This window comes from Christensenella timonensis, from assembly GCF_900087015.1.
Taxonomy (GTDB): domain Bacteria; phylum Bacillota; class Clostridia; order Christensenellales; family Christensenellaceae; genus Christensenella; species Christensenella timonensis.
The window spans coordinates 463,910-478,486 of the sequence record NZ_FLKP01000002.1; the positions used below are offsets into that span (position 1 = coordinate 463,910).

Annotated in this window: 12 protein-coding genes and 1 tRNA gene; 9 read left to right on the forward strand and 4 right to left on the reverse strand. The window is 49.0% G+C overall.

The features are described 5' to 3' along the window. Positions 1-260 precede the first annotated feature (260 nt). Both BN6471_RS03715 and BN6471_RS12500 read left to right on the forward strand, forming a co-directional pair. Complete coding sequence (locus tag BN6471_RS03715; protein ID WP_066645659.1) at positions 261-1,727, forward strand: ATP-dependent helicase; 1,467 nt, start codon at positions 261-263, stop codon at positions 1,725-1,727. Between the two features lie 26 nt (positions 1,728-1,753). After that, positions 1,754-2,889 (forward strand): IS3 family transposase gene (locus BN6471_RS12500; RefSeq protein ID WP_147553978.1). Its coding sequence is split into 2 segments (ribosomal slippage): positions 1,754-2,006 and positions 2,006-2,889, totalling 1,137 coding nucleotides; the frame shifts between segments, so codons are not numbered across the junction. 146 nt (positions 2,890-3,035) lie between these two features. Here the strand turns inward: BN6471_RS12500 and BN6471_RS03735 are convergent. Together BN6471_RS03735 and BN6471_RS03740 are read right to left on the reverse strand one after the other, a co-directional pair. Further along, complete coding sequence (locus tag BN6471_RS03735; protein ID WP_066645669.1) at positions 3,036-3,641, reverse strand: hypothetical protein; 606 nt, start codon at positions 3,639-3,641, stop codon at positions 3,036-3,038. Between the two features lie 70 nt (positions 3,642-3,711). Beyond that, entirely contained in the window at positions 3,712-3,993 is a 282-nt protein-coding gene (locus BN6471_RS03740; protein WP_066645671.1) for a hypothetical protein, read from the reverse strand. Positions 3,994-4,220: 227 nt separating this feature from the next. On the opposite strand from BN6471_RS03740, the gene BN6471_RS03745 reads away from it, so the two are divergent. Both BN6471_RS03745 and cls read left to right on the forward strand, forming a co-directional pair. After that, positions 4,221-4,793, forward strand: a complete 573-nt coding sequence (locus BN6471_RS03745; protein ID WP_066645673.1) for a DUF308 domain-containing protein — start codon at positions 4,221-4,223, stop codon at positions 4,791-4,793. A gap of 82 nt (positions 4,794-4,875) precedes the next feature. Beyond that, positions 4,876-6,399, forward strand: a complete 1,524-nt coding sequence (cls, locus tag BN6471_RS03750) for a cardiolipin synthase (RefSeq protein WP_066645677.1) — start codon at positions 4,876-4,878, stop codon at positions 6,397-6,399. Positions 6,400-6,575: 176 nt separating this feature from the next. Here the strand turns inward: cls and BN6471_RS03755 are convergent, their stop codons facing one another. Then, positions 6,576-7,835, reverse strand: a complete 1,260-nt coding sequence (locus BN6471_RS03755; RefSeq protein WP_066645678.1) for a glycosyltransferase family 2 protein — start codon at positions 7,833-7,835, stop codon at positions 6,576-6,578. Positions 7,836-7,999: 164 nt separating this feature from the next. Between BN6471_RS03755 and BN6471_RS03760 the strand changes: the two genes are divergently transcribed. Continuing rightward, positions 8,000-8,509 carry a TspO/MBR family protein gene (locus BN6471_RS03760; RefSeq protein WP_242861833.1) on the forward strand — a complete coding sequence of 170 codons (510 nt, stop codon included), beginning with the start codon at positions 8,000-8,002 and terminating at the stop codon, positions 8,507-8,509. Between the two features lie 508 nt (positions 8,510-9,017). On the opposite strand, the gene BN6471_RS03770 is transcribed toward BN6471_RS03760, so the two are convergent. Further along, positions 9,018-9,094: transfer RNA gene (locus tag BN6471_RS03770), tRNA-Arg, on the reverse strand. Positions 9,095-9,504: 410 nt separating this feature from the next. On the opposite strand from BN6471_RS03770, the gene ilvB reads away from it, so the two are divergent. The 4 genes from ilvB to ilvD all read left to right on the forward strand — a co-directional run bounded on the left by ilvB (position 9,505) and on the right by ilvD (position 14,550). Then, positions 9,505-11,169: a biosynthetic-type acetolactate synthase large subunit gene (ilvB, locus tag BN6471_RS03775; RefSeq protein ID WP_066645681.1), complete on the forward strand. Its 1,665-nt coding sequence runs from the start codon at positions 9,505-9,507 to the stop codon at positions 11,167-11,169. A gap of 64 nt (positions 11,170-11,233) precedes the next feature. Further along, positions 11,234-11,731: an acetolactate synthase small subunit gene (gene ilvN, locus BN6471_RS03780; RefSeq protein WP_066649746.1), complete on the forward strand. Its 498-nt coding sequence runs from the start codon at positions 11,234-11,236 to the stop codon at positions 11,729-11,731. A 66-nt stretch (positions 11,732-11,797) separates the two neighbouring features. Beyond that, on the forward strand, positions 11,798-12,787 hold the full coding sequence (ilvC, locus tag BN6471_RS03785; protein WP_066649748.1) for a ketol-acid reductoisomerase: 990 nt from the start codon (positions 11,798-11,800) through the stop codon (positions 12,785-12,787). Between the two features lie 113 nt (positions 12,788-12,900). Continuing rightward, the gene (gene ilvD / locus BN6471_RS03790; RefSeq protein ID WP_066645683.1) at positions 12,901-14,550 is read left to right on the forward strand and encodes a dihydroxy-acid dehydratase; all 1,650 of its coding nucleotides are present in this window, start codon (positions 12,901-12,903) and stop codon (positions 14,548-14,550) included. Positions 14,551-14,577: the final 27 nt, after the last annotated feature.

Genomic DNA, 14,577 nt, shown 5'->3' on the forward strand with positions numbered 1-14,577 from the left:
ACGGCATTCTCTTCGTCTCCGGCGAAAAGAATGCCCTTTTTATTATAACAGGAAAGAATCGTTTTGCAAACGGACAGGAAGGAAAGTCCGGAAAAATGCCTATCTGGGGGCAAAGAAGCGGCTGGATCGGGGACTCTTAGGCTACGGCCATCCGGGTTCGGAATTGGCCTATCTATCCAGGACAGATAAAAACCGGAACTCTTAACACAATTTGGCCTGCGCAGGTGATATAATAAAAGAAAACCTATCCGGAGATCGATTTGGCAGGGATATTTGAACAGCTGAACAACAAACAGAGGGAAGCCGTACAGGCGACCGAGGGCTATGTGCGCGTTATCGCGGGAGCCGGCAGCGGCAAAACGCGGACGCTTACTTCGCGTTATGTATATTTGGTGGAAGAGCTGGGCGTGTCGCCCGGAAAGATCATGTCCGTTACCTTTACCAACAAGGCGGCGGGAGAGATGAAAAGCCGCATCCGTAGGATGCTCGGGGATGTGGATACGGGATTTATCAGTACCTTCCACGGCTTTTGCCTGCAGGTGTTAAAAGAGGATATCCACCGGCTGAATTATCCGCAGTCCTTTTCGATCATGGACGAAGCGGATCAAAAAAGCCTGCTGGAAGAAATTTACCACGAGCTCGGGCTGAGCCTGCGCGATTATACCTTCCGCGACATGCTCAAGGTGATCGACGTGTTCAAAGCGCCGTATGGATACGTCGGACAGGTCACAGAGCCGGACGAACAAAAGGCGGTCAAATATTTTTCCAGTTTCACGAGGGACATGAAAGACCGTATCCTGGGGAAATACGTCCAAAAACAGCGGCGCAATTTTATGCTCGATTTTGACGATATCATCAACTATACGCTGTATTTATTCACCCGCTATGGGGATGTCCTGCAAAAATGGCAGCAGAGGCTGCAATATATCCAGGTGGACGAATTTCAGGATGTGGACGCAAAGCAGGCACAGCTTGTGTATATGCTTTCGGGCGGATACGGAAACCTGTTTGTAGTGGGCGATCCCGACCAGACGATCTATTCCTGGCGGGGCGCGGATGTGCATATTATCCTCGATTTCGACAAGGAATTTCCGCAGGCCAAAACAATCTATCTCAATACGAACTACCGTTCCACGCCACAGATTTTGGATGTGAGCAACGACCTGATCTCAAAAAATACAGCGCGCCTGAAAAATGTTCTGTGCGCTGTGCGCGAGGACGGAGCCAAGGTATATTATAAACATACGAAATCTACGATCGGGGAGGCAGCCTATGTCGCGCGCACCATACGCTTCCTGATGGAAAGCGGCGTTAAGCCCTATCAAATCGCGGTGCTTTACCGTGCGCACTACGTCTCCCGCAGCCTGGAGGAAGCGTTCGTCAAAGAGGATATTCCTTATTCCCTTTTCAACGGCGTGGAATTTTACAACCGCAAAGAGATCAAGGACGTTCTTTGTTATTTGCGTATGCCGCTTGCCTTCGACGATATCTCTTTCCTGCGTACGATTAATACGCCGCGCCGCGAAATCGGCCGCACGCGCCTCAATTTCCTGAACGAATATGCGGAAAATAACAATGTAAAGCTTTATGACGCGCTCAAGGATAACCTGTCACATGAAAAAATCAAAAGCACGAAGGCGCGGCGCTATGTGGAAGTGATCGAGCGTTACGCGGCGTGGATCTATACTAAAAAAGTAGACATAAAAGTAAACAGTCTATTACAATAAAAGAGACACAAAAAGGAGGTTCTTTCATGGCTGCAAATAACTTCAAAAAATACGATGATGATTTTAAAAAGTCTCTCGTATCTCTTTTCCAAAATGGCAAAACACAGACCCAACTCTGTAAAGAGTACGGCGTTTCTCAATCCGCCCTTGGCAAGTGGATCAAGCAGTATTCTACCGTTCAGGTCGACGACGGTGAAGTCCTTACTGCCAAACAGGTTAAGGAACTCCAAAAACGGAATGCACAGCTCGAAGAAGAAAACCTTATCCTAAAAAAAGCGATTGCCATATTCACGCCTCACTCAAACAACGATTAGACGCTGTCCACAGGCTCCGTTTTCAGCACCGTATTCAAACGCTTTGCCGTGTCCTGAATGTCAATAGAAGCACTTACTACAAGCATTTTTATTCTCCTCCCGCTCCCCGTGTTTCTCTTAATCAGGATCTTCGACGCCTTATCCTTACTATTTATGCTGATTATGACAAACGCCTTGGCGCCTATAAAATCCACCATGTCCTCCAGCGTGACTATGGCGTCCGCATCAGCGTTGGACGAGTGTACCGCCTGATGCGCTCTATGCATTTACCAAAAATGTCTACTGCTCACCCCAGACATTATTTCTGTCGTTCCGATGACAGCCTTTGTCCCGACCGTCTCCGCCAAAGCTTTACTCAAAATGCCCCTAATCTTGTTTGGGTGAGTGATATTACTTATCTGCGGGCTGGCGGAAAATGGTATTATCTTTGCGTTGTCATTGACCTTTTTTCCCGCAAGGTCATTGCTTGGCACCTGTCTTCCAAACAGGATGTGGACCTTACGATCACTGCTTTCCGTAAAGCTTATGCCGCCCGCAGCGCTCCCAAGGGTCTGATGTTTCACTCTGACCGTGGAACTCAATATACCGCTTTTGCTTTCCGTAGTCTTTTGGACTCCCTTAATATTGTTCAGTCTTTTTCCAAGAAAGGATATCCGTTTGACAATGCTGTATGTGAATCTTTTTTCAAATATCTGAAAAAGGAAGAAGCTAACCGTAGAAGCTACTCTTCTTTTCACGATTTAAAGTTGGCTATTTTTTCCTATATTGAAGCCTTCTACAATGCCAAACGTCCCCATTCTTCTCTTGGTTATTTGACTCCCGATGAAGCTGATGCTCGTTTCCCCTAATTATCTTCACTTTTTTCTGTCCACTCTATTGACTATACTTCACTGCCGTTTGCGGATTTGCTTTCTACCTTTTTCACTGTTTTGTTCGGGGTCGTTTTTGTTTTAACTTTCGTATCCATTTTATTTCTCCTTTTTTTCAATGCGTTTTAATAGCTTGTTGTTTTTGTACCGGATGCCTGGCGGTCAAATTGGCCCTGCTCCGTATTTTTGGATTGGAAATCCGTATCGTCGGAATTTTTTACCTTGATTTCCTCTGTCTGTGTTCCTGTGACCGGATTTTCCTTATACTTATACTCCTCCTTGGAAGAATCCTTCATTTCAGGCTCGCTGGAAGAAGAATCGGCGGAGTCCTGCCGGTTTTCGATTGTTTGACTGCTGGTCTCGGAATCCGGCTCTTGATCGGAGCCCTGTGCTTGCTGGCCTTTGGCCTCATCTTTCTGATCTTCCTTGACCTCTTCGCCGTTGATCTGGGCATCGAGCTTCTGAAGTTCGGATTCGTTCTCGTCGATTTTCTTACCGATATCCTTCATCTCATCCGTATATTCTTCGCTGTCCTTTACCATTTTGCCAAGCTGCTTATAGTATTCTTCATTTTCGCTTTCCAGCTGAGCTTTTTGGGTATTCAACTTTGCAGAGTCATAAGCTTCCTTTGATTTGTTTGCAATCGTTTCACCAAACGACATCAAACCGTCCTTTGCCTGCGAAAATACATCACTTAATACATCGCCTGCGCTTTTGTGTTCCTGTGCCATAATTTAAACCTCCGTTTATTGTTTTACGCCTAGTCCCGATTATAATGAGTTGCGAGACAAAGCGGGCAGATCAAACGCGTGGTGTTTCCTTGATATTCTGATGGATATCCTGCGCTGTTTGAATTTCATCTTGTTTTTGCTCGACGATCATATCATTGTTGCGTTTTGTTGCGTCGAGTTTGGATTTCTTTAGCTCAACATCGCGTTCACGCTCGAGCTTTGTAACTTTTTTTTCTGCTTTCAATTGTTCGACCTGAATTTTTGAATCCAGTTTTTCGAGCTTTTCGTTCGCTTTCTGCTGTTCTTTTTGGATATCTTCCTGTAGTTTGCTTATTTTATTATCCTGATACACGGTATATCACCTCTCTTTCTTTATCGTTCATGCTGTGTCCAAGCATCTGCAGATTCTTGATAGGAAAATTTTTACACACCTTCTCGGGAAGATAAACAAAATAAAACATTAAAATTAATTGTTTCGGGACATTGGTTTAACCAATCACTTTGCTGTTTATTTTTTTTGAACGTGACAGTCACTGATATTTATATAACCGAAACAAAAAAACAAGGAGGATATTAAAAATGACTGAAATGGTACAAAAAAAACAGGAACAAGGAAAGGCCCACGCGTCTTCCGGGAAAATTATGACTCTGGTGCTTGGGATTGTTGCGCTCATCATTGGCATTGCATTGATTGCCAATCCGGTAGCTGGGTTGGAAGTGGTGATGCTGATCGCCGGAATTATAATGATTGCCTATGGAGCGATTACAATCTTTATGAACATCGTAAAAAGCGTAAAGGATGCGCGTTCGTTTGTCATTCCAATTATCGTGTTGATCATTGGAATTTTGCTGGTCGTATTCCGCGGCCCGGTCGCAAACGTCGTATTGCCGCTCGTTTTGGGCGTGGGAGGAGTTGTCTATGGCATCGTGAACCTCGTAAAGTCGAACCGTGTGAAGGAGAACGGTGGATACTGGCAGGCCTCTTTTATCCTGACATTGATTATTTTGGCTCTCGGAGTGATTATGCTGGTCGCTATGTTCGCGGGCGGTAATGCCGTTGGCGTCATCGTAGGCATTGTGCTCGCTATTTTTGCCGTTGTGAGCATTGTACAGTGGTTCATCGAACGTTCCGCGGTCAGAAACGCAAGGTAAACAAAAAGCATATAAAAGGGCATGAAATTATCTTGTTCCATGCCCTTTTACTACGCATAAACGAAAGGGGCGAATCAAAAAAATGAAAGGGAAATATTTTTTTACCAGCCGGCTATTCGTTTTTTTGGTCATCCTAGGAATACAGATTTGCTTTGCCTTGGTATTTCTGTATTGGTTCAGCGACCTGTTTCCGGTCATCGAAGGGATTCTATTTGCTTGCAGCTTGCTGCTGGTACTTTATATCATCAATAAAAGACAGGATCCGGCGTATAAAGTTGTATGGATCATCCCCATTTTGATATTACCCATTGCCGGATTTTTACTATACTTTTTCTTTAGCCAGGGACGCATACGCAGGCGCGACAGGCAATATGCCATGGAATCGTACAGGGCGGCCGCATCCTGCCTGAACGATGAAGACGGGATATGCCGATTGATTGAAAAAAAACAGGAAGACCCGCTCAGACTGATATCATATATTCGGAAAACGCGGCAATATCCTGCATTTACCAATACAAGGGCACAATATTTTCCAATGGGGGAATTGTTTTTTGACCGTTTTTTGAAGGAACTGGAACAGGCGGAGCGCTACATTTATATGGAATTTTTTATGATCAAGCAAGGCCGTATGTGGGACTCGATACTTGATGTGCTAAGAAGAAAAGCAAAAGCGGGCGTTGAGGTTCGTTTGATTTACGATGACCTGGGATGTGCAGGGCATTTGGAAAAACAATATGCGGCAGAATTAGGAAAACAGGGGATTAAGTGCGTCGTATTCAATAAGCTCAATCCGGTCTTAGCGTCGATGTTCAATAACCGCGATCATAGAAAAATAGCGATACTTGACGGAAAAACGGCGTTTGTGTGCGGAACCAATCTGGCTGATGAATATATCAACGCAGAACGTAAATATGGCACATGGAAGGATGCGTGCCTGATGATGAAAGGAGATGCTGCATGGGGCTTTTTGATCATATTCCTTCAAACGTGGGATCTCATCACTAAGAAAAAAACAGATGTTTCTTATTTGCAACCGGAAAAGGACGAACAAAAGGCCGATGGACTGGTACAGCCATATGCGGACAGTCCCCTCGATGAAGTTCGCCTGGCGGAAAATATATTTTTAAGCCTGATACATGGTGCGAGACGCTACCTGTATATAACGACGCCGTATTTAGTGCTGAATTCCGCCCTGAAAACGGCGTTTGCCACAGCTGCGGGGAAAGGCGTTGACGTCAGGATCATCACGCCGCATATTCCAGATAAAAAAGCGGTCTTTCTGGTTACCCGTGCAAATTACCGGGAGCTATTGGAAAATGGCGTAAAAATTTACGAATATACCCCGGGTTTTATACATGCCAAAACATATACCTGCGACGACGAATATGCGGTCGTGGGAACGATCAACACAGATTACAGGAGCCTGTTCCTGAATTTTGAATGTGCGGCGTTACTATACAAAAGTTCCGCGATAAAGGAGATGCGGGAAGATTTCCTGCAAACGGCCAAGCAATGCGAACAGGTTACGCTTGAAAAAATCAATGCAGTTCCATGGCCTGTGAGATTGGCGCAATCGGTAATGAACGCGTTTGCGCCGATGCTTTGAAGAAGTAGGCAGGAACGACGGCTAAAGCAGGCGGAAAGCCGTGATCGGGCGCTGCCGGAAGGAAATAGGGAAGATTACCGATATAAAGACGGGCAAAACCAAAGAAAAAAATCGCACCGGCATAGGATAACTACCGAATGAATATCAGTGCTTATCCTATGGGACCGGCGCTTTTTTTATTTCCTTGACATTACACCGCCCTCAACGTCTTGGATCGTGAAATTGCTTTTGTGCGCGATCGGCGCCCAATTGGTACGAGGCCACACGAGAGCTGCGAATGCGGCAAGCCCCATCGTCAGGATAAAGGCAGGGTAGCTGACAACAGCGCGCAGCATGGGTCTTATTTTCCTGTTTTCGAGATAGAGGACGCCTGCGGCCATTGCCATCGGAAGAAGCCATGTAAGGGCGATTCCTATGAACGCGACCGGAAGGATCATAGGGACCGCGCTCGAATAATATACAGCCAGTATCACGCTTAGGATGTTGATTGGTACGGTGAGGCCGTTGGCGGGAATAAAAAAGACGTACCATGCCATATCCAGCACCTTGTAATTCCTGTTTTTAACGGCGGTTAAAATGGTCTTTAAATAAAGCGGTATGCATTGAATCCCGCCTACCATCCACCGGAAACGCTGCTTCATCGAAGCCCCGAAGGTCGTTGGCTGCTCGTCATAAAAAATGGCGCTCCGTGCGGGGATGATCCGGTGCCCTTTGCATATCTGCTGGATTGAGAATTCAACGTCCTCGGTCATTGAGAAGGTATTCCAGCCCTCCCCGCACAAAGCCGCGGTCTTGAACGCAAAGCCCGTCCCTCCCACCATTCCGGACAGGCCCATATTATGCCGCGCCGTATAATAGAAACGCATCAGCATCAGCCAATAAACGGAATAGACCTCGCTGACCCATGAATCGTGGATATTTTTACTGTCACGATATCCCTGCGCCACATCCGCACCCGAACAGAGACAAGCGTTCATTTCGGTCAGGAAATTTGCCGACGCAAGGTTATCCGCGTCGAAAACACAAATGGCGTCATATTTCCCCGGGTTTTTGTCCATAATGCGGGAAAGGCCCCATTGCAGGGCAAAGCCTTTTCCTTTCCGCACATTATTGAACCGTTCAAAGACGGTTGCCCCATGCTTTTTTGCTTCGTGGGCTGTTTGGTCTGTGCAATTATCCGCGATTACGAATATATCGTATGAATCCCCCGAATAATCCTGCGAGTTAAGGCTGTCGAGCAGATTGCCAATTACCTGTTCCTCGTTACGGGCGCAGATAACGACCGCGAACCTGTAATTTTTAGTTTCGATGCGTTTAAGCTTGCGGGGGTTGCGTAACCCAAATACGCCCGTGACAGCCATCCAGGCCATCAGCGGCGCAATCAGTATGCTGAGTAATAGGACGATCATTTTGATCGCTTCAAAATTTATATTCAACCGCAGTCCTCCTTTTTGAAATAATCGTGACTATTAATTACCCTTGATCTGCGTATGCCAAACATACGAATTCGCGCCTTTTTAATGATATTAAATCCGGATCCTGTTTAAAATACAGGAGAAAAATATGAATCAATCATAAAAATAATAAGGAGGACACTACAATGTCTGTAATGAATGGAACATTAGAACATGAATCAAAAGGAAAGAGGGCGCTCGCACTGATCGCCTGTATCGCGGCGCCCATATTGCTCGGTTTCCTTTCCTCGGCGCTGTCCGGCGATATGGAAGCAATGTACGATAGCCTTAACTTGCCGCCGCTGTCGCCGCCCAACCAGTTGTTTGGAATTGTCTGGCCCATTATGTACGCGCTGATGGGTATCGCGTTTTATCTCGTGATCCGAGAACATACGGATGCGCATTTGAAGCGCATGGCGGTCGTATTTTACATTATACAGTTGGTCTTGAATATTTTCTGGTCACCCGTATTTTTTGGCGGGGACGCTTTTGTACCGGCCTCGGTGATCATTATCGCGATGGACATCCTCACGGCGATTACAATACGGTATTTCCTAGCGGTGCGGCGTGCAGCCGGATATCTGCTGGTTCCTTATCTGGTTTGGTTGCTTTTTGCGACATATCTGAGTATAGGCGTAGCCGTTCTGAACCCATAACTCTCGCCGCCATGGCAAAAATCCCGTCCAACATCAAACGAAATAGCGAAATTTGTCTATAGCGGCAATCCAAGCCGAAAGCAATCGGATTGCCGCAGGATTTAAGCTTTTGGACGTAGTTTAATTACCGGGATGTCCCGATAATAAATATATCCATGCGTATGTTGGCGATAGGAGGAGGTATTTCTAACAATGAAGTGGTTCTTTATGGTGGTTCGCAGATATTACCACAATGGAAGAATTGAATCGAAAATGATTGACCGGAAAAACTTTGTACGCACCCTGTACCCTGACAATCAGAATCTCTACAGACAGGAATTTTATCCATGCGCAACTTTGGAACGAGCGGTAAAGGTACTTTGCAACAGCGTTTTCCCTGATAAAAAAGAAACGAAAGTCCCCTACAAGTGATGCGATGAAAAATAGGCTATGCGCTGGCGGCGGCAAGATAATCCGCTTGCCGCTGGCGCAATCTGACGCCGCAACCCGCATGGCTGCGACGCTTAGGTGGCGTTCCCGGCGCGATTCGAACGCGCGGCCTTTCGCTTAGGAGGCGAACGCTCTATCCTGCTGAGCTACGGGAACATGCGCAGTATTATGAAATCATGATGCACCCCATGTAATACAGGATGAAACATTACGCAGTTTATTCTAATATAAATGCACGCGTTTTGCAATTATTTTGTTTGATTTGGTAAAAAAATATTGACATTGAGGGCGGATGCATTTATCATAAGTAGCATAAATACGAAAGAAGTAAGAGAAATGAATCATAAGCAATCTTACAATTTCATCGTCGTCCTTATTAACCTTATTAGCCTCGTCATTATTAACGGAGCGAATAAGGCTTATTGCGGTTGTGCCGGAGGGCATGAGTAAGGACTGGGTTAGAAAATAATTCAAGGCCTGCGCAAATAAGCGCAGGCCTTTTTTATTAGGTAAACGCGGCGAGAAGAAAGCCGTCAGATAATCAAGAACGTTTGGAGGACAATAAAGTGAAGCTGAGTGGCGCACAGATCATAATGGAATGTTTAAAGGAACAGCAGGTGGATACGGTTTTCGGATTTCCCGGCGGAACCGTCATACCGATTTATGATGCGCTTTACCATTATCCTGAAATCAACCACGTCCTGACCTGCCATGAGCAGCACGCGGCGCATGCCGCAGACGGATATGCACGTGCAACGGGAAAACCCGGCGTGGTAATCGCGACAAGCGGCCCGGGAGCGACAAACCTGGTTACAGGTATCGCGACAGCGTATATGGATTCTGTTCCCATGGTTGCGATCACAGGAAACGTGGAGCAGAAGAATCTCGGAAAAGACAGCTTTCAGGAAATCGACATCACAGGCGTGACCATCCCGATCACCAAGCACAATGTGATCGTGCAGAAGATCGAGGATCTGGCAAAAACGATCCGCGAAGCGTTCTTTATCGCACAGAGCGGTCGTCCGGGCCCGGTGCTGGTGGATATTACCAAAGACGTGACCGTGGAGGAATATGAATATACGCCTGAAAAGCCCAAAGCGATCGTGCGCCCCAACCATTTTAATGCGGCGGATATTGCGGCAGCGGCGCAGGCACTAAACGACAGCAAAAAACCGTTCATCATGGCGGGGGGAGGCGTGATCGCGTCGGAAGCGGAGCAGGGCCTGCGAAAGCTTGCAAAAAAGCTGAATGCCCCTGTTACGATGACGCTGATGGGCTTAGGGGTATATCCGGCAGGCTGTGAACAGTACACGGGAATGATCGGTATGCATGGCACGAAAGCTTCGGCCCTGTGCACCACGCACTGCGATTTGCTGATCACCATCGGCGCACGCTTTTCGGAGCGCGTGACCTCTGACCGCATGAAGTTTGCAAAGCAGGCAAAGGTGCTGCATATCGATATCGACCCGGCGGAGATCAACAAGAACATCACGGCGGATTACGAAGTGACGGGCGATGCGAAAGCGATTTTGGACGCATTGCTGCCCAAGGTGAAACAGAAAACCGACAAGACGTGGCTTGAGCAGGCGCAGGCATGGAAAACCAAATATCCGCTGGATCGGGCGACAAAAAATGCAAGGTTCCCCAAGAAAGTGATCCAGGCGATGCAGGAAGCGGCGCCGAAGGATACTATCTTCACGACAGAGGTAGGCCAGCACCAGATGTGGTCGGCACAGTTTTTGAAGATCGAGCAGCCACGGCAATTTATCACATCCGGCGGTTTAGGGACAATGGGCTTTGGCATGGGCGCGGCGATGGGCGCGGCGATCGGAAGCGGCAAACAGGTCGTGAACATCGCCGGTGACGGCAGCTTCCATATGAACCTGCAGGAGATCGTGACTGCGGTGAAGCACCAATTGCCGGTCATGGTATTAGTGATGAACAACAACGTACTGGGTATGGTGCGCCAATGGCAGAAGATCATGTTCGACGGGCGGTATTCGCAGACCACGCTGAACCGCCCGACCGATTATGTGAAGCTGGCGGAAGCGTTCGGCGCCTATGGCGTGAACATCACGAATGAAAAGGATATGGTAGGCGCCTTTCAAAAAGCGTTCGCGCACAAGGGGCCGGTGATTGTGCAGTGCGATATCAGCGAGGACGAGAACGTACTGCCCATGGTTCCGGGCGGCAAAACGTTCGACAACATCATCTTAGACTGGGAAAAATAATGGTGCGCATGGATAGGGGACGTTATATAATGAAGGTAAACAGAAGTAAAGGAGAACTCTCATGATAAGAAGATATGTACTTTCCGTCCTGGTACAAAATACGTCGGGCGTCCTGTCAAAGGTTACAGGGCTTTTCTCCCGCAGGGGATACAACATCCGTTCCCTTTCGGTGGGGGAAACGCATGACCCGCAGGTATCGCGTATCACGATCGAGATGGTCGGGGACGAAGCGGTACTTGAGCAGATCCAAAAGCAGCTCAATAAGCTGGTAGACGTGATCACGATCAAGGGGCTGAGATCCAGCACCTCGGTTTACAAGGAATTGATCCTGGTTAAGGTGAAGGCGCCGGATAAAAAGCGTGCGAACATCATCGAATTGTGCGATATCTTCCGCACCAAGATCGTGGATATCTCCAAAGAAACCATGATCATCGAGCTGACGGGATCGCCGGAAAAAAACAAGGCGCTGCTGGATCTTTTGGCGGAGTACGGCATCATCGAAATGTCGCGTACGGGAATCACGGCGCTGGAGCGCGGGGAAAGCTCGCTGCATGACGCATGAAATAGAGCACTCGCAGGTGCGCTATAAGATATTATAAAAATTAATTGGAGGCAAGACAAAATGAACATGAAAATGTATTACGACAGGGACTGCAATCTCTCGCTTTTGAAGGGCAAGACCGTTGCCATTATCGGCTACGGCAGCCAGGGACACGCGCATGCGCAGAACCTAAAGGAAAGCGGTGTAGACGTAGTGGTAGGCTTATATGAGGGCAGCAAGTCCTGGAAATCGGCGGAGGAAGCCGGACTCAAGGTCATGACCAGCGAAGAGGCTGCAAAGGCTGCCGATATCGTAATGATTCTCGTGCCGGACGAAAAGCAGGGCAAAATTTATGAAGGTATCGCGCCTTATATGACGGAAGGAAAATCCCTTGTTTTTGCCCATGGGTTCAATATCCATTTTGGCCAGATCGTCCCGCCCAAGGATGTGGACGTATGGATGGTTGCCCCCAAAGGCCCGGGCCACACGGTAAGGAGCCAGTTCCTGGAAGGCAAAGGCGTTCCGTGCCTGATCGCGATCCATCAGGATGCGACGGGAAAAGCGCGCGACCTGGCGCTTGCCTATGCGAGCGGCATCGGCGGAGGCCGTGCGGGTATTTTTGAAACAACCTTCCGCGAGGAAACGGAGACAGACCTCTTTGGCGAGCAGGCCGTATTGTGCGGCGGCGTATCTGAGCTGATTAAAGCGGGCTTCGACACGCTTGTAGCGGCGGGATATGCGCCGGAAATGGCATACTTTGAATGCTGCCACGAAATGAAGCTGATCGTAGACCTGATTTTTGAGGGTGGGCTTTCCAGAATGCGTTACTCGATCTCTGATACGGCGGAATACGGCGATTATGTGACGGGTAAGCGGATTATTACTGAGGATACGCGCAAAGAGATGAAAAAGGTACTTTCGGAAATCCAGGACGGCACGTTCGCACGCGACTGGATGCTTGAAAACCAGGTGAAGCGCCCGCACTTTATCGCGATGCGCAACATCGGCAAGGAATCCCAGCTCGAGAAGACGGGCGAGGAGCTGCGGGCAAAGATGAGCTGGCACAACAAGAAATAAGGAAACCGTGTGATTTCGGCCGGGCGATAAGCCGGAAATTGCGGGGACGCATGGAAAGGCGAACCGCAACAGGCTTATCCCCGGATAAAAGCTTATGAACGATGGAGAACAATATGAACAGTGACAACATTAAAACAGGCGCGCAACGTGCGCCGCACCGCTCCCTGCTGTATGCGTTGGGGCTGACAAAAGAAGAATTGGAACGCCCAATCATTGCGGTGGTAAGCGCGCAGAGCGAGATCATTCCCGGGCATGTGCACCTTGATACGGTCGCGCAGGCGGTTAAAGACGGCATACGCATGGCGGGCGGTACGCCCATCGAGGTTCCGGCCATCGGCGTATGCGACGGGATCGCGATGAACCACATGGGCATGCATTATTCGCTGCCCTCACGCGAGCTGATCGCCGACAGCGTGGAGACGCTGCTCATCGCGCATGCCTTTGACGGCGCAGTATTGGTTCCCAACTGTGACAAGGTCGTCCCCGGCATGCTGATGGCGGCGGCGAGGGTCAATATCCCGGCGGTCTTTTGTTCGGGCGGCCCCATGATGGCCGGACGGTTCCGCGAAGAAAAGACGAGCCTTTCCAGCATGTTTGAAGCGGTCGGCCAGCATGCAAGAGGATCGATCAGTGACGAGGAGCTGGAGGATTTTGAACAAAAAGCATGCCCGGGATGCGGGAGCTGCTCGGGCATGTATACCGCAAACTCCATGAATTGCCTAACAGAGGTATTGGGCATGGCGCTGCCCGGAAACGGGACGATCCCGGCGGTGATGGCGGCGAGGACTGCGCTTGCAAAGCACGCGGGCATGCAGGTCATGGAGCTGGTAAAGCGGAACGTGTGTCCGCGCGATATCATGACGGGCGATGCGTTTGCAAATGCGGTCACAGTAGATATGGCGCTTGGCTGCAGCACGAACAGCATGCTGCACCTGCCGGCGATCGCGCACGAATGCGGTATTAAAATCGACCTTCACCAGGTCAATGGGATCAGCGAGAAAACGCCAAACCTGTGCCATCTGGCTCCGGCGGGGCATCATTATATCGAAGAGCTGAACGAATGCGGCGGCGTTACGGCAGTGATGGCGGAACTTGCTAAAAAAGACCTGATCCGCGACAACAAAACGGTAGACGGCAGCGTGAAGCAGCGCATTAAAAATGCAAAGATCAAGGGCGATGTGATCCGGCCGATCGACGACCCGTATTCCAAAACAGGCGGGATTGCCATACTGTACGGAAATATAGCGCCAAACGGCTGTGTGGTCAAGCGGTCGGCAGTCGCGCCGGAGATGCTGAAATCGACGTGCAGGGCTCGGGTGTTCGACTGCGAAGAGGACGCGAATGCGGCGATCCTCGGCGGACGTATCGAAAAGGGCGACGTAGTGGTGATCCGCTACGAGGGCCCCAAAGGAGGACCGGGTATGCGCGAGATGCTCGCCCCCACCTCCAACCTGGCTGGGATGGGCCTTGACAAAGATGTCGCGCTTTTAACGGACGGCCGGTTTTCCGGTGCCTCGCGCGGCGCGGCGATCGGGCACGTTTCTCCCGAAGCGGCGGCAGGCGGCCCTATTGCCTATGTGCAGGAAGGGGATATCATAGAGATCGATATAAGCGCATATTCCATCCGCCTGAAAGTCAGCGATGACGAATGGCAAAAACGACTTACGAACTCGCAGCCAAAGCCCCCGAAAGTTCAGGCGGGCTGGCTCGCGAGATATGCAAGGATGGTAACTAGCGCCGATACCGGCGCGATTCTGGAATAGTATGAAAACGTAAGTCGAAAGGAATTT